General features: G+C 60.3%; 11 protein-coding genes and 11 pseudogenes. 13 read left to right on the top strand and 9 right to left on the bottom strand.

Annotation, left to right across the window (positions count from 1 at the left end; genetic code table 11):
* Positions 1-149 precede the first annotated feature (149 nt).
* From J2R78_RS07610 to J2R78_RS07585, 6 genes and pseudogenes are all read left to right on the top strand, one after another.
* On the top strand, positions 150-908 hold the full coding sequence (locus tag J2R78_RS07610; RefSeq protein WP_253603667.1) for an SDR family oxidoreductase: 759 nt from the start codon (positions 150-152) through the stop codon (positions 906-908).
* A gap of 297 nt (positions 909-1,205) precedes the next feature.
* Positions 1,206-1,967: an SDR family oxidoreductase gene (locus tag J2R78_RS07605; RefSeq protein ID WP_253609771.1), complete on the top strand. Its 762-nt coding sequence runs from the start codon at positions 1,206-1,208 to the stop codon at positions 1,965-1,967.
* A 98-nt stretch (positions 1,968-2,065) separates the two neighbouring features.
* Positions 2,066-3,489 (top strand): annotated as a pseudogene (locus J2R78_RS07600) (IS1380 family transposase).
* A gap of 24 nt (positions 3,490-3,513) precedes the next feature.
* The gene (locus J2R78_RS07595; protein ID WP_375166997.1) at positions 3,514-4,371 is read left to right on the top strand and encodes a tyrosine-type recombinase/integrase; all 858 of its coding nucleotides are present in this window, start codon (positions 3,514-3,516) and stop codon (positions 4,369-4,371) included.
* Between the two features lie 190 nt (positions 4,372-4,561).
* Positions 4,562-5,908, top strand: coding sequence for an IS5 family transposase (locus tag J2R78_RS07590; protein WP_069280586.1), 1,347 nt, complete (start codon positions 4,562-4,564; stop codon positions 5,906-5,908).
* A complete protein-coding gene (locus J2R78_RS07585; protein WP_309145038.1) occupies positions 5,895-6,215 on the top strand; it encodes a transposase zinc-binding domain-containing protein in 321 nt (106 codons plus the stop codon). Before J2R78_RS07590 ends, J2R78_RS07585 begins: the two co-directional genes overlap by 14 nt.
* 68 nt (positions 6,216-6,283) lie before the next feature.
* On the opposite strand, the gene istB is transcribed toward J2R78_RS07585, so the two are convergent.
* Positions 6,284-7,060 (bottom strand): IS21-like element helper ATPase IstB, encoded by a 777-nt coding sequence (gene istB, locus J2R78_RS07580; protein ID WP_253609770.1) that lies wholly within the window; start codon positions 7,058-7,060, stop codon positions 6,284-6,286.
* A 17-nt stretch (positions 7,061-7,077) separates the two neighbouring features.
* Positions 7,078-8,628 (bottom strand): IS21 family transposase, encoded by a 1,551-nt coding sequence (istA, locus tag J2R78_RS07575; RefSeq protein ID WP_253603560.1) that lies wholly within the window; start codon positions 8,626-8,628, stop codon positions 7,078-7,080.
* Between the two features lie 270 nt (positions 8,629-8,898).
* Here istA and J2R78_RS45250 point away from each other — a divergent pair.
* Positions 8,899-9,003, top strand: a pseudogene (locus J2R78_RS45250) (transposase); the annotation flags it as partial.
* A 64-nt stretch (positions 9,004-9,067) separates the two neighbouring features.
* Here J2R78_RS45250 and J2R78_RS45245 read toward each other — a convergent pair.
* Positions 9,068-9,421 (bottom strand): annotated as a pseudogene (locus J2R78_RS45245) (MFS transporter); the annotation flags it as partial.
* A gap of 257 nt (positions 9,422-9,678) precedes the next feature.
* On the opposite strand from J2R78_RS45245, the pseudogene J2R78_RS07560 reads away from it, so the two are divergent.
* The 3 pseudogenes from J2R78_RS07560 to J2R78_RS07550 form a co-directional block, all read left to right on the top strand.
* Positions 9,679-10,361 (top strand): annotated as a pseudogene (locus J2R78_RS07560) (transposase); the annotation flags it as partial.
* Between the two features lie 81 nt (positions 10,362-10,442).
* Positions 10,443-11,374 (top strand): annotated as a pseudogene (locus J2R78_RS07555) (IS630 family transposase).
* A 19-nt stretch (positions 11,375-11,393) separates the two neighbouring features.
* Positions 11,394-11,999: pseudogene (locus tag J2R78_RS07550) on the top strand (IS5/IS1182 family transposase); the annotation flags it as partial.
* A gap of 885 nt (positions 12,000-12,884) precedes the next feature.
* Here the strand turns inward: J2R78_RS07550 and J2R78_RS07545 are convergent.
* A pseudogene (locus J2R78_RS07545) lies at positions 12,885-13,190 on the bottom strand (Lrp/AsnC ligand binding domain-containing protein); the annotation flags it as partial.
* A 98-nt stretch (positions 13,191-13,288) separates the two neighbouring features.
* A protein-coding gene (locus J2R78_RS07540; protein WP_253603660.1) for an IS3 family transposase occupies positions 13,289-14,382 on the bottom strand; the annotation gives its coding sequence in 2 pieces (ribosomal slippage) (positions 13,289-14,133 and positions 14,133-14,382; 1,095 coding nt in all).
* A gap of 31 nt (positions 14,383-14,413) precedes the next feature.
* Between J2R78_RS07540 and J2R78_RS45240 the strand changes: the two genes are divergently transcribed.
* Positions 14,414-14,686 (top strand): transposase, encoded by a 273-nt coding sequence (locus J2R78_RS45240; RefSeq protein ID WP_375166996.1) that lies wholly within the window; start codon positions 14,414-14,416, stop codon positions 14,684-14,686.
* Positions 14,687-14,720: 34 nt separating this feature from the next.
* A pseudogene (locus tag J2R78_RS45235) lies at positions 14,721-14,951 on the top strand (IS3 family transposase); the annotation flags it as partial.
* Between the two features lie 138 nt (positions 14,952-15,089).
* On the opposite strand, the pseudogene J2R78_RS45230 reads toward J2R78_RS45235, so the two are convergent.
* The 3 genes and pseudogenes from J2R78_RS45230 to J2R78_RS07525 form a co-directional block, all read right to left on the bottom strand.
* Positions 15,090-16,136 (bottom strand): annotated as a pseudogene (locus J2R78_RS45230) (IS66 family transposase); the annotation flags it as partial.
* A 146-nt stretch (positions 16,137-16,282) separates the two neighbouring features.
* Entirely contained in the window at positions 16,283-16,636 is a 354-nt protein-coding gene (gene tnpB, locus J2R78_RS07530) for an IS66 family insertion sequence element accessory protein TnpB (RefSeq protein WP_253603553.1), read from the bottom strand.
* Positions 16,633-17,094, bottom strand: a complete 462-nt coding sequence (locus tag J2R78_RS07525) for a transposase (protein WP_141343522.1) — start codon at positions 17,092-17,094, stop codon at positions 16,633-16,635. The genes tnpB and J2R78_RS07525 overlap by 4 nt, the downstream gene beginning before the upstream one ends.
* 88 nt (positions 17,095-17,182) lie before the next feature.
* Between J2R78_RS07525 and J2R78_RS07520 the strand changes: the two are divergent.
* Positions 17,183-17,642, top strand: a pseudogene (locus J2R78_RS07520) (IS3 family transposase); the annotation flags it as partial.
* Between the two features lie 195 nt (positions 17,643-17,837).
* On the opposite strand, the pseudogene J2R78_RS07515 reads toward J2R78_RS07520, so the two are convergent.
* Positions 17,838-18,014: pseudogene (locus J2R78_RS07515) on the bottom strand (ArsR family transcriptional regulator); the annotation flags it as partial.
* Positions 18,015-18,489 lie beyond the last annotated feature (475 nt).

Here is an 18,489-nt window from a genome sequence, read left to right as displayed (position 1 = left end):
ATCGAGTTCCTGACGCCCGATTTGTCGAGCCGTTGATCTAGTCATGCTTCGCCATGCTCTAGCGGGCGACAAAAAAATACATGATCAAATCGATCGTCACCTTGTTAACCTGAATGCGCGATAGGGAAGCAGAACATGAGAGGAAGGCAATGAGCGAGGCCCGGAAGATTGCAATCGTCACCGGTGCAGGCACTGGAATCGGACGCGCCGCGGCGCTATCGCTGATGAAGGTGGGCTTCACTGTGGCTCTGGCGGGCCGCCGGCTCGATAAGCTGCAGGAGACGAAAAAAATCGGGCAGGACAGCGGCGGCGAGAGCCTAGCCGTGGTAGCCGATCTGACTGATCCACGATCTATCGGCGCTTTGTTTGCCAAAGTAATCGAGACCTATGGTCGGCTCGACCTGCTCTTCAATAATGCCGGCCTCGGCGCACCCGCCGTGCCGTTTGAGGACCTGAGTCTCGCGCACTGGCAGCAAGTAGTGGACACCAACTTGACTGGGGCGTTCCTATGCTCGCAGCACGCCTTCCGCATTATGAAGGACCAGACCCCGCGCGGCGGACGCATCATCAACAACGGCTCGATTTCCGCGCATGCGCCGAAACCGTTTACCGCAGCCTATGCTGCGACCAAGCATGCCATGACCGGACTCACCAAGGCGACCAATCTCGACGGTCGCGCCTACGACATTGCAGTCGGACAGATCGATATCGGCAATGCGGCAACGCCAATGACCGAGCGCATGGGCGAAGGCTCACTGCAGCCAGACGGTCGCAGGATTGTCGAGCCACGGATGGACGTCAAGGCGGTCGATAATGCGATAGCCTACATGTCGATGCTACCGCTCGACGCCAACGTGCTGTTCATGACGGTAATGGCATCGAAAATGCCGTTCGTTGGACGGGGCTAGTCCCATTTTGCATTGGAGGTGCTGTATCGCCCGTGTAAAAGACCGCCCTGCTATGCCACCCCTGAACAGCCGGTGACTATCTGGCCGGTGCGCCGCAATCAAGTCGCCATAGCCGGCTGCCGTCGAGGTGCTCGATCGCAACTGCGGGGGCGGCGTCGAGGCTTGTCGAATGAGCGGAAAAACAGGTTCGCGTCCCTGGCCGTGTTCATACAGACATCCCCTAAGAGGGTGAAAGAGCCGGAGAAGTCCGGCTGTATTAAGCGAAAATGCTTCAGAAAAGCAACGGAGAGATCTTTCATGACAAAACACGAGAAACGCGTAGCCTGGGTGACGGGCGGTGGAAGCGGAATCGGCGAATCCGGCGCGGAGTTCCTGGCGGCGGATGGCTGGACGCTAGTGGTGTCCGGCCGCCGCCAAGAGGAATTGGATCGCGTGGTGGCCAACATCACCAAGAAGGGCGGCAAGGTTGAAGCAATTGCGCTTGATGTCAGTAACAAATACGACGTCAACACCGCCGCTGACGCAATCGTCGCGAAGCATGGCCGGATCGATCTTTTGGTCAACAACGCCGGCATGAACGTGACGAAGCGGAGCTGGGCTGATATGGATCCGGAAGGCTGGGACAAGGTGGTCGAGGTCAACCTCAACGGCGTACTCTATTGCATGCGCGCGGTATTGCCGACAATGCGCAAGCAGAAGGATGGCTGCATCATCAATGTCGCATCATGGGCGGGGCGTCACATCTCGAAAATGCCTGGGCCCGCCTACACGTCGACCAAGCATGCGGTGCTGGCGCTGACCCATTCCTTCAACATGGACGAATGCGCCAACGGCCTACGTGCCTGCTGCCTTTCACCAGGCGAGGTCGCCACGCCAATTTTGAAGTCGCGGCCGGTGGTGCCGAGTGAGTCCGAGCAGGCGAAAATGCTGCAGCCCGAGGATTGCGGCCGCACCATCGCCTTCGTCGCCAACATGCCCGCGCGCGTTTGCATGAACGAGATCCTAATCAGCCCGACGCATAACCGCGGCTTTATCCAGACACCGGCTAGCAGGGACTGAACACCTAGCCCGCATTTCTCACAGAGTTTAGCGCATCGGGGCTTAGAATCAGCGAAAGTTGTTTTGCAAGAAAGACTTCTTGATGATTCAAACCCCCGATGCAGACAGAGCGTATCCGGGATATGTTTGGATTTGAAGCCGTCGAAGGCCGCCAGATGATTGCGGCGTTTGACGGTGGTGCGATCACACCGAATGCGGGGGGGGGGGGGACGCGACGGATCGGGCGATCAGGATGGTGGATCGGCTGGCATCGTGCTTTGTCGATCGGCGATCCCCAGCGCAGGTCGAGCATTCAGTGGCGACGCTGGTTGGATAGCAGATATTCGTCATTGCGCTCGGCTACGAGGACCTCAACGACCATGAGACGCGGCGCCACGATCCATTGATGGCGATGCAGGCGGGGAAGCTTGAGGGGCGGCGCGCGGACTGCGCCGCAGTAGCCGGCAAGTCGACGTTGCACCGGCTGGAATTGTCGAAGCCGGAACCATCGCGCTATCACAAGATCAGCTATGATGCGGCGGCGGTAGACCGGCTATTCGTCGATCTGTTTCTCGATGTGCATCGGACGCGCCCCGCCAGGTCACCCTCGACCTCGAATGCCACCGATGATCCGTTGCATTGTGAGCAGGAAGGGCGCTTCTTTCATGGCTACTACAAGTCTTATTGTTACCTGCCGCTGTATATTTTTTGCGGGCGGCGCCTTCTTTGCGCCAAGCTGCGCCGGTCCAATATCGACGCTAGCGCGGGCTCGGTTGAAGAGGGTGTTTGCGCAGATCCGCGGGCTTGCCCAAGGTACGCATTCTGCTGCGGGCGGATTCGGGGTTCATGGTGCGAACAGAACGACGTCACTCGACTTGGCCAAGAATAGCAGGCGGATTGCCGAGATCGTGGCCGAGCTCGCCCGAGGCCGCCGAGGAAAACCGCCAGAGCGGTAGGCCAGCCCAGCGCTTCAAGGACTTCCAATACAGAACGCGCAAGAGCTGGAGCCGGCATCGTCGCGTCGTCGGCAAGGCCGAGTGGATGATCCCGTCCGTCGCCGAGAGTGAGAGCGCGACAAAGCCCCGGTGCAAGAAGAAATCTATCAGGTCGGCGATCGACCTGGCCATGTTGGAAGCCCGGGCCAATCGGCACTTCGTCGTCACCTCGCTTGCAGGCCGACCAGCATCAGGCCCGCGCGCTCTACGAGAAGCTCTATTGCGCCCGCGGCGAGATGGAAAATCGCATCAAGGAATGTCAGCTCGATCTGTTCGCCAGGACCTCCACCCGCACCATGCGCGCCAACCAGTTGCGGCTTTGGCTGTCCTCAATGGCCTATGTCCTGATCAGCGCGCTGCGCCGCACCGCCCTTGCCACGACCCGCTTCGCCGACGCCACATGCGGCACCATCCGCCTAAAGCTGTTCAAAATCGGCGCCTATGTCCGCATCGCCGTCCGCCGGATCAAGTTCTCGATGGCATCGGCGTTTCCCTATACCGACGTCTTTCGCTCCGCATGGGCCGCGCTCGACGGTGCGGCTCTCTGAACCCTCGGCCCACAGGAGAGTCTTATGATCCCCGAACAACCCGGCCAACCCGCCGCAGCGGGCGAGAAGTTATGCCCCGGCGCCAGTTGTGGTATCGCCGACGTCAACTTGCCGCAGCACTCGATCAAATGGCGTGAGAAATCCGGGCTAGCCGCCAACTTAATACATACAGCTGTTGCGGCACTTCGCTTCACAAGGTCACGCTCAAGAAAGAATGGACCTTTGGAGCAGGCATCCCGCTTCTCAAAAAGCCACAGAAGCCCGAGCTGCGTGGATTGCAACAAACATCGGGTGATCCTGACCACCTGCTACGCGGCAGGCTTGCGCATTTCGGAGGCCGTCCGCCTAAAGGCCACCGCCATCGACAGTGCCCGCATGGTTGTTCACGTCGAGCAGGGTAGGGGGCGCAAAGATCCGTACGTGATGCTGTCGCCAGTGCTGCTGGAGATCCTGCGTAGCTGCTGGATTGCCGTTCGCGCGAAGGAGTGGCTATTCCCAGGCATTCACGACGATCGGCCGATCACGAAGGACGCGGTAAAAGCAGCCTGCCAAACGGCGCATCGCTTGGCCGGTCTCTCCAAACCTGTCACGCCGCATCCGCTTCGGCGCGCATTCGCTGTAGATCTCCTCGGATCCGGCACCGACTTGCGGACCATTCAAGCTCCTTCTCGGTTATCGCAGCTTCGCTACCACTGCCAAGTACTTGCGCATCGCTACCAACAAGGTCTGCGCGACGTCCAGCCTCTCTCGACCTCTTGCTGCAGCCAGTTCCCGCAGAACAGCAGCCAACGCCGCCAAAACACTTCTGATTTTTGGACCGATGGCCCGCTCGGGGCGGGAAGTGGCGGACATATTCCGCCGCCACGGCGCAGTCTATCCTGAGAGCTGTGGTGCCTCGCTATGTAGTCGCCTGTGAACAAGCCTGTAAGCGATTGAGCGGGAGTCTGTTTTTGGGATTTGACGGCGTTTGAGATTGCAGGGATTTGAGGCTTGATGGCCGCAAACCTTGCAAATTCGTTTTGTGGATTCCTCTCCGCTGTGAACCGTGCTTCTGTGGTGCACCGGAGGGATGATGCGGCCGAAGAAGCACAAGACGACGGGATCGAACGATCTGTTCCGGGCACGGCTGGACCAGATCATCAACATGAAGCACGAGCTCGTTCTGCTTGCCGGCAAGATCGACTGGGACTGGATCGACGGCGAGATCGCCCCGCTCTACAGCGAGAACGGCAGGCCGGGGATCGAGACCCGCTTCATGATCGGGCTGCTGTTGCTCAAGCACATTTACGGGCTGTCCGATGAGGGGGTGTGCGAGCGCTGGGTGCACGATCCGTACTTCCAGTTCTTCACCGGCGAAGAGTTTTTCCGGCACGTTTTCCCGCACGAGCGCTCGGACCTGAGCCATTGGCGCAAGCGGCTCGGCGACAAGCTGGAGCAGTTGTTGGCCGAGAGCCTTCGGGTGGCGCACGAGACCGGTGCGTTACGCAGCCAGGACCTCAAGCGGGTCACGGTCGACACCACAGTGCAACCAAAGGCCATCAGCTTCCCGACCGACGCCAAACTGCTGCATGCAGCGATCCGGGGGCTGAACCGCCTGGCGAGGAAGCACGGGGTCAAGCTGCGGCAATCCTATTGTCGCGTGGCCAAAAGCGCGGCGATGATGGCGGGCCGTTACGCTCATGCCAAACAGTTCAACCGGCATCAGCGGCAGCTGCGTATCCTGCGCAGCCGGCTGGGGCGGATCATCCGCGACATCCGCCGCAAGATCGAGGGCGAGGCGACGCTGGAGGAGGCGTTCGCCCTCCCGCTTGGCCGGGCCTCGCAGATCCGCTCGCAGCAGCAGCGCCAGCGCGGTTTCAAGCTTTATTCTTTCCATGCCCCGGAGGTGGAGTGCATCGGCAAGGGCAAGGCCGCCGCACCTTATGAGTTCGGCGTAAAGGCCTCCATCGTCACCAACAATCGCCGCGCCCCCGGTGGCCTGTTCGTGCTGCATGCCAGGTCGCTGCCCGACAACCCTTACGACGGTCACACGTTGCGGGATGTTATGGACCGCACCGAGACACTCACCGGCTGTGCGATCGAGCGGGCCTACGTCGACAAGGGCTACCGCGGCCACGACGCGCAAAATCCCCGCCGCGTCTTCATCTCCGGCCAGAAGCGCGGTGTTTTCGGCGCCATCAAGCGTGAGCTGCGCCGCCGCTCCGCCATTGAGCCCATCATCGGACACCTCAAAGCCGAAGGACACCTCGGCCGGTGCTACCTCAAGGGCCGCGCCGGCGATGCCGCCAACGTCGTTCTCTCCGCCGTCGGACACAACCTCCGTCGCATCCTCGCCTGGTTCAGAGAACTTTTGCGCCTGTTGTTGGTCTCGCTCTGGCGCACGCTCAACTGTCCAGCTCAGCTCAATCCGGCTTCTTAACGGTCGACTATGTACCGCACAGCGTCGCGTCATGAGCGCGATCGAACTCTGTCGAACTGCGGCACTTGGTGTCATGTTGAGCGGTGCCATCGATGCGACCACCAACGTGTCTGCTACAACAGCTGCCGTGATCGCCACTGCCCAAAAATGCCAATCGCTAGTTCGCGCCCAGTGGTCAGAGGACCGTCGACCCGAGATTCTCGACACCCAGTATTTCCATGTGGTTTTCACCCTAACGCAGCCCATCGCCGCCATTGCCCTTCAAATGCGTATTTCGCAAAAACGGGACAGCGGTTTCGCTAACTGACGGACAGCAGTTTCGCTAAATCGCGGACAGCGTGGCGGCGCTGGCTTTTGGTTGCCTGGTTGTTGAAGTCAGTTGATATTCGTTTCGCTGTTTTCGACGTCGGTCAAGGGGCGCGCGGCTTTTTTCCTTCGCATGCTGTCGCCTTCGAGGGCGATACGGTGGGAGTTGTGGATGATCCGGTCGAGGATAGCATCTGCGATGGTTGGCTCGCCGATCATGTCGTGCCATTGGGCAACGGGCAGCTGAGCGGTAATCAAGGTCGATTTGCGCCTGTAGCGCTCTTCGAAGATTTCGAGGAGATCAAGGCGCTGCTGGTCATTGAGGGTGTGGGTGCCCCAATCGTCGAGGATGAGCAACTGGACACGTGCAAGCTTATCGATGAGGCGCGGGAAGCGACCATCGAGACGGGCCATGGCGAGGTCTTCGAACAAGCGCGGCATACGCAAATAAAGGACGGAATGATCGAGCCTGGCCGCCTGGCGTCCGAAGGCACATGCCAACCAGGTTTTGCCAGTCCCCGTCAGGCCGGTGATGATGAAGTTCTCATGGGCTTTCAGCCAGGCGCCTTGCGCCAGCTGCAGGGTGTTGCGCCGGTCAAGGCCGCGGCGGGAAGCGAAGTCGACGTCTTCGATACAGGCGTCGACGAAGCGCAGCTTGGCTGCGGCCAGCCGATTGGTCAGGCGCCGGTCGGCACGCATGGCGGCTTCGCGATCGAGCATCAGGCCGAGCCACTCATCCCGGCTGAGATCGGCGGCATTGTCCTGTTCGGCTAGTTGCCGGTAAGCGGCCGCCATTCCGGCAAGGCCGAGCGCCTGCATCTGCTCGAGGGTCGGGTGGGTCAGCATCGCGATGTTCCTTTCCTTCATTGATAATAGCCCCCACCACGGATGTTGGCGTGCGAGGGGGTGGCTTTGACGGGTGCGGCAGCAGGGCTCGCGCGGTCGAGCCCGGATTTGAGGATCGCGCTCACCGAGGAGTAGCTGATCGCGTTGATGACGAGTGCCCGCTCGCAGGCCGCTTCGAGCCGATCGCGCTCGTAGCGCCGTGCCAGGGCGATGATCCCCATGGCGGAGCGATAACCCTGCTCGGGATGCGGGCGCTCACGCATCATCCGCTCGACCAGAGTGGCGGTGTTGACGCCGATCCGCGCTGCCATCTTGATCAAGCTCGCCGGCGTCATATTGGCATAACGCTGATGGGCCTTGGGCATGTGCTCGTTCACGGTGACATGGCCGCTGCGCTGAGAGCGGCGCACATGGCTGGCAACACGCGTGTGATCCTGGAAGATCTCGACGGCTCGATAGGTGAGCCGGATGTCCACCCGACGGCCGATCAGCCGGTGCGGCACCGAGTAAAAGGTCTTGTCGACTTCGACGCGATAATCGGGGTGGACCTTCGCCGTTTTCCACTCGGCGTATTCGAACGGCTCGCCCGGCAGCGGCGTCAACGCAGCGCGCTCGATCTCCTCGAACAGCTGCCGGCGGGATTTGCCGATATGGCGCATCGGCCGATGGTTCAGCTCCTCCAGCAGACCGCCGATCGCAGTATTGAGATCGGTCAGGTTGAAGAACCGCCGATGGCGCAGCCGTGCCAGAATCCAGCGCTCAACAATCAGCACCGCGCCTTCAACCTTGCCCTTGTCGCGCGGCTTGCGGCTGCGGGTCGGCAAAATCGTCGTGTCGTAGTGCTCGGCCATGGCGGCAAAGGTTTGGTTGAGCGTCGGCTCGAACCACAACGCCTTGACGACCCCGGCCTTCAGATTGTCGCAGACGATCGCCTTGGGAACTCCGCCGAAGTACGACAAGGCTCGGGTCTGGCCTTCGATCCAATCTGGTAGTCGCTGACCGAAGCTCCCCATAGCGAAGGTCAGCGACGAGGCCCCGAGCACCGCGACAAATATCTGCGCCTGACGGATCTCGCCGGTTTGCGGATCGATCACCTCCACCGTCGGACCGGCATAGTCGGTCTGCATCACTGCACCCGCCGCGTGGCGATGACGGAAGGTCGGGTTCGCCCGGCGCCGATAGGCGTCGAACTTCTCGCAGAACCACGTGTAACCATAGCCGTCGGGATGCGCCGTCCGGTATTCCTGCCACAGCAGCGTCAGCGTCACGCCCTTGCGCTTGAGCTCCTGCGCCACCCGTGGCCACTCTGGCTCGCTCAAGTCCTGCGGGGGGCGCCCGACCCGCCGGAACAAGGCTCGCTGCAAGGCCGCCTCGCTCTCGTAAATCGGCGGCAGCGGCCAGCTCAAACCCGCTTCACGCGCTCGCAGCAGGTAGGTGGCAACCGAACTCTTGCTGATCTGCAGCCGTTCCGAGATCTCCCGAACCGACAGGTCCTGCTCGTACGTCAGCCTCAGGATCGATCGTAGGTCCTTCACAGTGGTTCGTTTCGCTTGCTTCCGTCTCGGCATTGCCCCTCTCAAACTCAGCTTGAGAGAGAACATTGCCTGAACGGCGCTCCCGAAAACCAACCTCCCGCAACTGTCCGCGATTTAGCGGAATCCCTGTCCCGGAATTACTGAAATCGCTGTCCGCGAATTAGCGAAATTGCTGTCCGGAAATTGCCGAAACACGCATTCAAAACAAGGAGATCGTCTACAACACTCTTTTCCGGACCGCGGGCAAGGCGTTGCGCGCCGGCTGGCGCCAAGCATCTGGGCGCTCAGATCGGATTCTTCGCGGTGCTTCACACTTGGGGCCAGGCACGTTTTCACTATCCGCATCTGCACTGCCTGGTCCGGGGCGGGTATTTCCATGGATGGCACGCGATGATTTCCGGTCGGCGAAAGTTCTTCCTGTTCTCGTGCCGGCGCGTCTGTTCCGTCGATTGTTTCTCGATATATCCGCAAGGCTTTGCCAGGCCGGGTACATCAATGCCCACGCCGCTACCGACCACAACACAAAGGACCAGCAACAAATTTGGCGTGGTGAGGTGCAGCCACTGGAGAGCAGTTAGCGCCGTCACGCCGCAAAGCACGATCAAGAGCCCAACCAGTGCCACAGGCGCCGATCATGCATGTCGGCAATGGGCCAGCGGGCAGCGCGATCAGCATCACTGTACGTTGTCGTCTGCACCAGCGCCTTGATGTCATCTCAGTCAATCGCCCAAGCCGCGCCCACCCCTCGGATCATGATACCGAGATTTGACAAGATGCTCGCTAGCCAGATACGCCGAAAGGCAGCATAGGGCAGCGGAGTGGTGATGCCGTTGACGTCTGGAGGTTAGGCTGACGACGCATGTCGGCTCATGCTTCGCTTCCAATGACTTGCTTATCGATCCGGACTAGAGATGGTTCGGCAAGCTATGCCCGTTGCAGCATCCTACACGAGATCTTTTCGAAATAGCGGCGCCATCCTTCGGTTAGCGCGATGGTGCTCCGCGTCTGGACAACTGTCGAGGTCGGTTTGATGCGGCATTTCCTACTCGACCATGATTTCGATTGTGAGATTGCTACTGCTCTATCCGTCAACAGACGACGGGATCGAACGATCTGTTCCGGGCACGGCTGGATCAGATCATCAACATGAAGCACGAACTGGTTCTGCTTGCCGACAAGATCGATTGGGACTGGATCGACGGAGAGATCGCCCCGCTCTACAGCGAGAATGGCAGACCGGGGATCGAGACCCGCTTCATGACGGGCTGTTGTTGCCCAGGCCATTTATGGACTGTCCGATGAGGGGGTCTGCGATCCGTACTTCCAGTTCTTCACCGGCGAAGAGTTTTTTCCCGCACGAGCGCTCGGACCTGAGCCATTGGCGCAAGCGGCTCGGCGACAAGCTGGAGCGGTTGTTGGCCGAGAGCCTTCGAGTGGCGCACGAGGCCGGTGCGTTGCTCAGCCAAGACCTCAACCGGGTCACGGTCGACGCCACAGTGCAGCCGAAGGCGATCAGCTTCCCGACCGACGCCAAACTGCTGCATGCAGCGATCCGGGGCTTGAACCGCCTGGCGAGGAAGCAGGGAGTCAGGCTGCGGCAATCCTACTCTCGCGTGGCCAAAGGCGCGGCGATGATGGAGGGCCGTTACGCTCATGCCAAACAATTCAAGCGGCAGCTGCGCAGCCGGCTGGGTCGGATCATCCGCGACATCCGCCGCAAGACCAAGGGCCAGCCAGCACTGGCGGAGACGTTCGCTCTGCCGCTAGAGAGCATGTTGTTTTTTCGCAATCCCAGCGGGAGCGATTTCTGATTCAAACTCCGTGCTGGAGAACGGGGGCCAGCATGGATGACGCGACCCTATTCAGAAGACCTTCGTGAACGGGCTCTGGCGCGAGCTGATGCAGGAGAGACAGTTCGTTCGATTGCAGAGGCGCTTCAGATCAGCCCGTCCTGTGTAACGAAGTGGAAGAATCTGAGACGGGAGACTGGGGGCGTTTCGCCCGGCAAGATCGGCGGTCACAAGAAGCCGGTTCTGTCCGGTGCCAATGCTGATTGGCTGCGCAAGCGCGTTCTCTCGGGACCATTCACTTTGCGGAAGCTGACACAGGAACTGGCGGCGCGCGGGATCAAGACCGATGTGCGGGCGGTGTGGACGTTTGTGCATGCCGAAGGGCTGAGCTTCAAAAAAAACGATCCTGCCAGTCGAACAAGATCGCCCCGACATCGCCCGTAAGCGGACACGCTGGAAGGCCCATCAAGGCAAGATTGACGCTTCACGCCTGATCTTTATCGACGAGACCTGGATCAAGACCAATATGGCGCCACTGCGCGGTTGGGGACCGAGTGGACAGCGGCTCCAAGCATCCGCGCCTTTCGGTCACTGGAAGACCATGACTTTCATCGCAACGCTGCGGCACGACTAGATCAGCGCACCTTGGGTCATCGACGGCCCCATCAATGGCGAACTCTTCACCCTCTATGTCGAGAAGGTGTTGGCCCCAACTCTGGCAAAAGGTGAGGTCGTCATCCTCGACAATCTTGGCAGTCACAAGGGCAAGTCCGCTCGCAATGCGTAGCGCACCTGCTCTTCCTGCCGCCCTACAGTCCCGATCTCAATCCGATCGAACAGGTCTTCGCCAAGCTCAAACATCTGATGCGAGCCGCAGAACCGCGCGATGTCGAGGCAACCTGGCGCAAGGTCGGCGAACTCCTCGACCTCTTTTCTGCACAAGAGTGCGCCAACTATCTCAAAAAAACTCAGGCTATGTTTCCGTATAAAAACAGCGTGCTCTCTAGCCGGGCCCCCCAGATCCGCTCGCCGCAGCAGCGCCAGCGCGGCTTCAAGCTTTATTCCTTCCATGCCCCGAAGGTAGAGCGCATAGGCAAGGGCAAGGCCTCCGCGCCTTACGAGTTCGGGGTGAAGGCCTCCATCGTCACCAACAATCGCCGGGCTCCCGGCGGCCCGTTCGTGCTGCACGCCAGGCCGCTGCCCGACAACCCGTACGACGGACACACCTTGCGGGACGTCCTTGACCGTACCGAGACACTCACCGGCTGTGCGATCGAGCGGGCTTATGTCGACAAGGGCTACCGCGGCCACGACGCGCAAAATCCCCTGCCGCGTCTTCATCTCCGGCCAGAAGCGCAGCGTCTTCGGCGCCATCAAGCGCGAGCTGCGCCATCGCTCCGCCATTGAGCCCTCATCGGACACCTCAAAGCCGAAGGACACCTCGGCCGGTGCTATCTTAAAGGCCGCCCCGGCGATGCTGCCAACGTCATCCTCTCAGCTGTCGGCCGCGATTTCCGCCGCATCCTCGCCTGGTTCAGAGAACTCTTGCGCCTGTTGCTGGTCTTGCTCTGGCGCACGCTCAACTGTCCAGCTCAGCTCAATTCGGCTTCTTAACGATCGACTAGAGGAACCTCGTATGAGGCCCTTGAAAGCTCGACTTCCTGCGCTTTCCATGGCCTTGTCAGAGCCGATGGGGCACGCAATTGCTTTGGCAACATAATGAAATACAAGCTCCGATTGAAAAACCTTCCAAATCGTTTTTCCGCTCTTTAGTATTGCCTTCGCGACATCGCTTCACATTGACTGTTATCCCGACAATGCATTGTTCGCGAAGCACTCGGGCATTGAAGAGAAATAGTTGATGTTCATGTTTGTGGAAGTTTCGGCGCAGCCTTGAAATCTGTCAACGGGAAAACTCGCTGGTTAGTCCGCTAGCACTGATATTGTCGCATACGGCGGCAATTGCCACAGCTTTGCCGGCTGAAATGTTAGCATCCCTGGCACGTATCAGAACTGTGGCCTTCTTAAGCCAGTGCGTGGACAAGCAGCGAAAGATGGCTGATCGGGATTCCCGAGATCGAGAAATTTGTGATCGCCCGCGCAGTCTGAACCATAGTAAGCCTCGTTCCGGACCTCCATTTCTCCTAGACTATCGACTTTGCGGCGTGCATTCATGCTCTCTCTTTGAACGGCGGTTAGCATCCTTGGAATTGAGCCCTTTGTCCTTCACCGGGCTACACAAGGTTTTGGAAGCCGCAACAGGCTTACGCTGACAACAACTTTGTGGTGCTGGTGATGGGTTTGCAAAGAAACTCGGAAAAAGGTCGGCGCGACATTCGTGTGTCTTAATCTCTTTGGAGAGCCGATCCGATAAGAGCCACTCATGCTAGCGCCGACAAGGAGACAGGCTAGAGGAGTCGCAATGAGGATTTTTTGCATTCTGCGCACTGAGGGACGAAATAGCGCGCAAAGGCATGGATCAGCGGGGTGAGAGACTGATCAATCTTCGGACGGAGCCTCAATTTGGAATGGCAAAGCCTGCCTTCACCCGATCCATTATGACCATCGTGTTGAAGCCCTTGATGTCCGGAAGGATCGTCGAGTGAACTGCTCATAATCGTTCATGGTACGTGCGGTAACGTATAGGACTAAGTCAGCGCCGTCCGTGACGTAAAATCCATTGACGACGTCAACCGATGTTTTGATGGCCTTCTTCAGCTTATCGATTATGTCTGCGCGCTCCTACTCCAAACTCACCAGCACAAGCGTTTGAATAGGTCTTCCTATAGCCCTGGGTGAGATGACCTGCCACTGAACTTTCATCCAGCGGCAGTCAGAGTCTCGGTGGTTTGTGCAGCGAGACCGAACTTTGGGCCACCCAGAACTAGAGTTTTGCGCCTTGGTCACGTTGGCGGGCTGGTTGCGCCGACGTGGTTTTGCAGCAAAATCGGCGGTCGATTGCCGATCGCCCCGTGGGGCCGTTCTTCATTGTAGTATCTGCGCCAATCCTCCACTTTTTGCTGGGCGTCCGCAAGGGACAGGAACCAGTGGGCGTTGAGGCATTCGGCCCGGAAGCGACCATTGAAGGCCTCGATGAATGCGTTGTCGGTTGGCTTGCCGGGCCGCGAGAAGTCCAGCGTGACGCCGCGCTGGTAAGCCCACAGATCAAGATCGCGCGACACGAACTCGCTGCCTTGATCGACCCGGATCGTTGCCGGGAAGACCACTTCCTTGCAGGCCCTTTCCAGCACCTCCGCGACGTCGCTGCCGCGGAAGGTGAACCGTGGCGCCAGCGTCGGCGAGAAGCGGGAGAAGGTATCGATGATCGTAAGCACGCGAAGCTTGTGTCCCGTCGCCAGCTGGTCATGGACGAAGTCCATTGCCCAGGTCTCGTTCGATCGTGTGGCCGGCCTGCGGTCATCGCGCAGCTTGGCCTTGACCCGGCGCTTGGGCGTCTTATTGCGCAATTGCAGGCCCAATTCGCGATAGATGCGGCGCGTCTTGTTTTGCCCATGGCGCCAGCCCTCGCGGCCGAGCAGGACGTGAACACGACGGTAGCCGTAGCGAATGCGGACATGACAGATCTCCTTGATCTTCTGTTCGAGGGCAGCCTGGCCGGAGCGACCGGGCTTGTAGTGATAGGTCGAGCGGTCAAACTCGAGAGCGTTACAGGCCCTGCGGATCGACACCTGCCACCCGCCACAGACCTCGTCGACCAGCTTGCGCTTCCGGCCAGGCTTCATAGCTATCGGCGGATCACATCCTGCAGCATCTCCTTGTCGAGCGACAGGTCCGCCACCAGCTTCTTCAGCTTGCCGTTCTCCTCCTCGAGCTGCTTCAGCCGTCGCATCTCCGTCGGCAGCAGCCCGTCGTATTTCTTCTTCCAGTTGAAGTAGGTCGCCTGGCTGATCCAGGCCTTGCGGCAGATCTCCGCCACCGCAACCGCGTCACTGCCCTGCTTCAGGATGAACTGAACCTCCTCCGAATGAGTGGACACCTGTAGTAGGCTCGGAGAGCCAGGAGGTCGAATGCAAGGTTGTGAACGTCGGTCATTCACGGAGGACTATAAGCGCCAAGCCGTTGAGCTCGTGATGTCGAGCGGTCGCTCGGTCCCGTCGGTGGCCAAGGAATTCGGTCTGCGCGATTCGGTGCTGCGACGCTGGGTAGACAAGGTCAGGAGCCGACATCGGCGGCGTGGCGCCCCACCACGCAGGCGACGCCGATGTCGGCGGACCAGGCTGCGGAGATCGCCCGGCTGCGCCAGGAGAACGAACGGCTACGCATGGAGCGCGACATTTTAAAAAAGTCGATCGCGATCTTTGCCGGAACCCGGACATGAGCTTCCGCTTCATCGAGGATCACCGCAACGTGTATCCGGTTCGTCTGATATGTGAGGTGCTCGAGGTCTCGCCGGCCGGCTATTACGCTTGGCGCACGCGACCGGTGAGCGAACGGACACAAGCCAATGCCACGCTGCTGGCTGAGGTCCGGCAGGTCTATCAGGACAGTGGCGGGCGCTATGGCAGTCGGCGAATCCATGCCGCTCTGACGTCGCAGGGACGCGGCACCAGCCGTGGCCGGATCGAGCGGATGATGCAGCGGCATGGCATCCGAGCCATCATGGCGCCACCACGCCGGGTTCGCACCACCGACAGCCGTCATGACCTGCCGATCGTACCGAACCTGATCATGCGCGACTTCACGGCGCCTGCTCCGAATCGGGTCTGGCTCGCCGACACTGCTGCCACGGATCTCTGCTTCGATGGCATAGACCGCCTGCAGGCGCTCGATCACTTCGCGCGCGAACGGCGACTGGGTCGTCTTATACACCTCGACGAATTTGCGGCGGGCGTGGGCGAGACAAAAGGCGAGTTGGATCGCGCCGCCATGATCGCGGGCGAGCGCTTTGTAGGCGGCATAACCGTCGACCTGCAGAATGCCGGAAAAGCCCATCAACTGTCTGGCGATCTCCGCCGTGCCGCGGCCGTCGGCGAACACGTAGGCCACCGCCGGCGGCGAGGGACCGCCCCATGGCCGGTCATCCATGGCATGCGCCCAGAACTGGCAGATGCGCGGGCGATGTCGTCCGGGATCGAGCACCGGCATCGGCGTCTCGTCGCAGAACAGGCGCGGCGCGGCCTGGATCGTGCGCAGCTGAAGCGCATAGAGGCTCCTGAGCCACCAGGCCGCACGCTTCACCCAGCCGGCAAGCGTCGCCCGGTCGAGATGGACACCCTGGCCGGCCAGAATTTGCACCTGTCGGTACAGCGGCAGATACCAGGCGAACTTCGAGACTACCACGTGGCTCACGAGTGCGGTCGAAGCCATGCCGCTCTCGATCAGGCGCGGCAGCACCTTCGCCTGGATCACACCATCGGTGCAGCGGCGGCAGCCGTACTTGGGACGGACCGTCCGCAGCACCCGCAGGATCGCCGGGATGATGTCCAGCACCTCGCTGACGTCCTCGCCGATCTTGTGAAGCTGGCCCTGGCAACACGGGCATGCGGTCGCCTCCGGCTCCAGCACATGCTCGCAGCGCGGCAGGTGCTTTGGAAGCGCGCCGATGTTGCGGCGCGCCTTCTTCCGCAGTGGCTTGCCGGGCGGCTTTGCCGCAGCTGCATCGTCGTTGGCAGCTGCAGGCGGCGTGACGTCGGTCTCAAGATCGCCAAGCTCAAGCGCGAGCTGCTCGGCCACGAGCGCGGCAAGCCGCTCCGAGCGCTTCCCGAAGATCATGTCCTTGAACGTTTGCATTGCTACGCGCAGCGTCTCGTTCTCAGCGTCAAGCGCGAGCACCATCTCGGTCAGAGCTGCCGGATCGGTCGGGAGAGTGTCGGGGCGAATCGCCATGACCAGACGATACATCCGTGCGACCCATGCTCCAGTGAAATCCTCACTTCTCAGCCGACAATGGCCGGCTGCTTCACAGGCTTGGGCGACACACGCGTCCACTTGAGCCCGTCGAGTAGCATCGCAAGCTGCGTCGCACTGAGATGCACAACGCCGTCGCGGATCGGCGGCCAGGTGAAACGCCCCTGGTGCAACCACTTCGTTACCAACACCATGCCGCTGCCGTCCCACGCCAGAAGCTTCACTCTGTCCATGCGCTTGCTGCGGAACACGAAGACGTCGCCGCAATATGGGTTCGCGCGCAGTGCTTCGCTCACCAGCGCCGACAGCGTATGCACCGACTTACGAAAGTCGACCGGCTGGGCCGCCAGCACCACCTTGAGGTCTGACCGTAGAGCAATCACCGGATCCCTCGAAGCGCCGATAGCACCACCGAAAGCGTCGCCAGTTCCACCCCCGGCTCGACCCGGATGCGCGCCCCGTTCACCTCGATCTCGACCACTCCACAGACCTTGGCCGGCGGCGTGGCAATCTCCACGGGCTTCGTCTGTACCGGCGAAATACACTCGGACTTGCCAACCCTCCCGCCATCGCTCTCGGCGCCAATTTGGATAGGCACGAAGTTCTGGGCTTTGCCGGCCAGCGCCGCCGCTACCTGGCGTCGCCACACCGTGAGCAGTCCGCGAGAAACGCCATTGCGCCGCGCCACCTCGGAGATGTTCGCCCCCTCCTCAAAGCTCTCTGCCGCGATCCGGGCCTTCTCCTCGCTCGTCCACCGTCGCCGCCGGCGCTCCCCAGTGATCACCTCAACGCGGCGATAAGAGTCACCTTCCTGCCTGGCATCAAGCATGGCATTTGCCATCGCGCCACCTCCACCGATCAGCTCTTGCCAGCCTATATCGCAGACAAGCTTCGTCACTGCGAGGTGAGGCCCTCATGCCGGTTACCTTCTTACTCCATTCCCGACCGCGGAAGGCTGGGTGTACCTGGCGGCTGTGATGGACCTCTTCAGCCGTAAGATCGTCGGCTGGGCCATGGGCGATCACATGCGCACGGAACTCGCCTCGTCGGCCCTGACGATGGCGATCCAACAGCAACGACCAGAAGCTGGATTGATCCATCACTCCGATCGCGGGGTGCAGTATGCCTCACACGCTTACCGCCAAGCCCTCACCACCGCCAGGATCACCGCATCAATGAGCCGCAAGGCCGACTGTTACGACAACGCCCCGATGGAGAGCTTCTTCCACACCCTCAAGACCGAGCTCGTCCATCATCGTGACTACCAGACCCGCGCCCAGGCAATGCGCGACGTCTTTGCCTATTATCGAGGGCTTCTACAACCGCACCCTGCTCCATTCCGCCATCGGATATGCCACTCCGATCGAGATGGAGCGAAAAGCAGCTTAACCCTGTCTACTTTTTTGGGGGAAGATCAAACGCCTTCTGGGCGTCCGAAAACCTCGAGGCCTTCATCGTCCTTAGCTCCTCCCAGCCCAGGAATCGATGCGAAAAACTCTAGCCAAAATGGTCCAGTTTGCCGGCCTCAGATCATGCTCAGGCCGGACTCTAACTCCATCTGGAGGAAATACTCAGGGGCAGGTCAGAGACGATTGAGACGTCGGCCTTGATAGTATCTTCCGAACGAAGCCTCTTTAACCCTCGTTGACACGCGGTAGCAAAAAGCTGGGCGAGTTCGCCGCTAACCTTGGAGGTTAGGCGGTTATCCTTTTGTACGGTCTCGAGAATGCGGGTGTCTATTCGATCGTATTGCGCGGTCATGCTCCAAGTGAATTCCGCCAAAAATGCCTACATATTGCAGGAAACTGTCCGAACGACCTAAAATGGGACGAAAATATGTTGTGTCACATTGATATCATGAATGCTTACGGAATTCATTGATCCGCGAGGATTTTCGTGGCTAGTCAAGCCGTTCGGCGCAAAAATCCGTTTCTGGTCGGTCTCGCTGTGAGACGTTTGCGGGAGGTTCGTCGCCGTGATTGTCGCCTGCAGGGCGGGCTCGTCGACAGTCACTTGGTTGCCGGCGAGCAAAGAGGCGCTGTAAGCAACAAGGCTGGGAAGAGATGGCCGCGGATTGCTCGCTGCAGTGCCGCCGGTATGCATCTCACAGTCGCGGCAACTGAACGATCGTTTGGCAAGCGAGAGCTATTGTTACCGCGAGGCGCGGGCGACCCGCGCGTCGTATTCCATCGATATCACGACGTTCCGTGCTTGCTGCACTTGTGAAGGTACGCAA

Origin of the sequence: Bradyrhizobium sp. USDA 4538, from assembly GCF_024171045.1 — a bacterium.
Taxonomy (GTDB): Bacteria; Pseudomonadota; Alphaproteobacteria; order Rhizobiales; family Xanthobacteraceae; genus Bradyrhizobium; species Bradyrhizobium australafricanum.
The sequence above is the reverse complement of the archived record's forward strand: the minus strand, read 5'-3'. Positions and strand labels throughout refer to the sequence as shown.

Excerpts from the sequence above, each read along its gene's own strand:
- J2R78_RS07595 (WP_375166997.1), top strand. The coding sequence starts at position 3,514 with ATGATCCCCGAACAACCCGGCCAACCCGCCGCAGCGGGCGAGAAGTTA.
- istA (WP_253603560.1), bottom strand. The coding sequence starts at position 8,628 with ATGCCGAGACGGAAGCAAGCGAAACGAACCACTGTGAAGGACCTACGA.
- istB (WP_253609770.1), bottom strand. The coding sequence starts at position 7,060 with ATGCTGACCCACCCGACCCTCGAGCAGATGCAGGCGCTCGGCCTTGCC.
- J2R78_RS07605 (WP_253609771.1), top strand. The coding sequence starts at position 1,206 with ATGACAAAACACGAGAAACGCGTAGCCTGGGTGACGGGCGGTGGAAGC.
- J2R78_RS07590 (WP_069280586.1), top strand. The coding sequence starts at position 4,562 with ATGCGGCCGAAGAAGCACAAGACGACGGGATCGAACGATCTGTTCCGG.
- J2R78_RS45240 (WP_375166996.1), top strand. The coding sequence starts at position 14,414 with ATGCAAGGTTGTGAACGTCGGTCATTCACGGAGGACTATAAGCGCCAA.
- J2R78_RS07525 (WP_141343522.1), bottom strand. The coding sequence starts at position 17,094 with ATGGCAAATGCCATGCTTGATGCCAGGCAGGAAGGTGACTCTTATCGC.
- J2R78_RS07610 (WP_253603667.1), top strand. The coding sequence starts at position 150 with ATGAGCGAGGCCCGGAAGATTGCAATCGTCACCGGTGCAGGCACTGGA.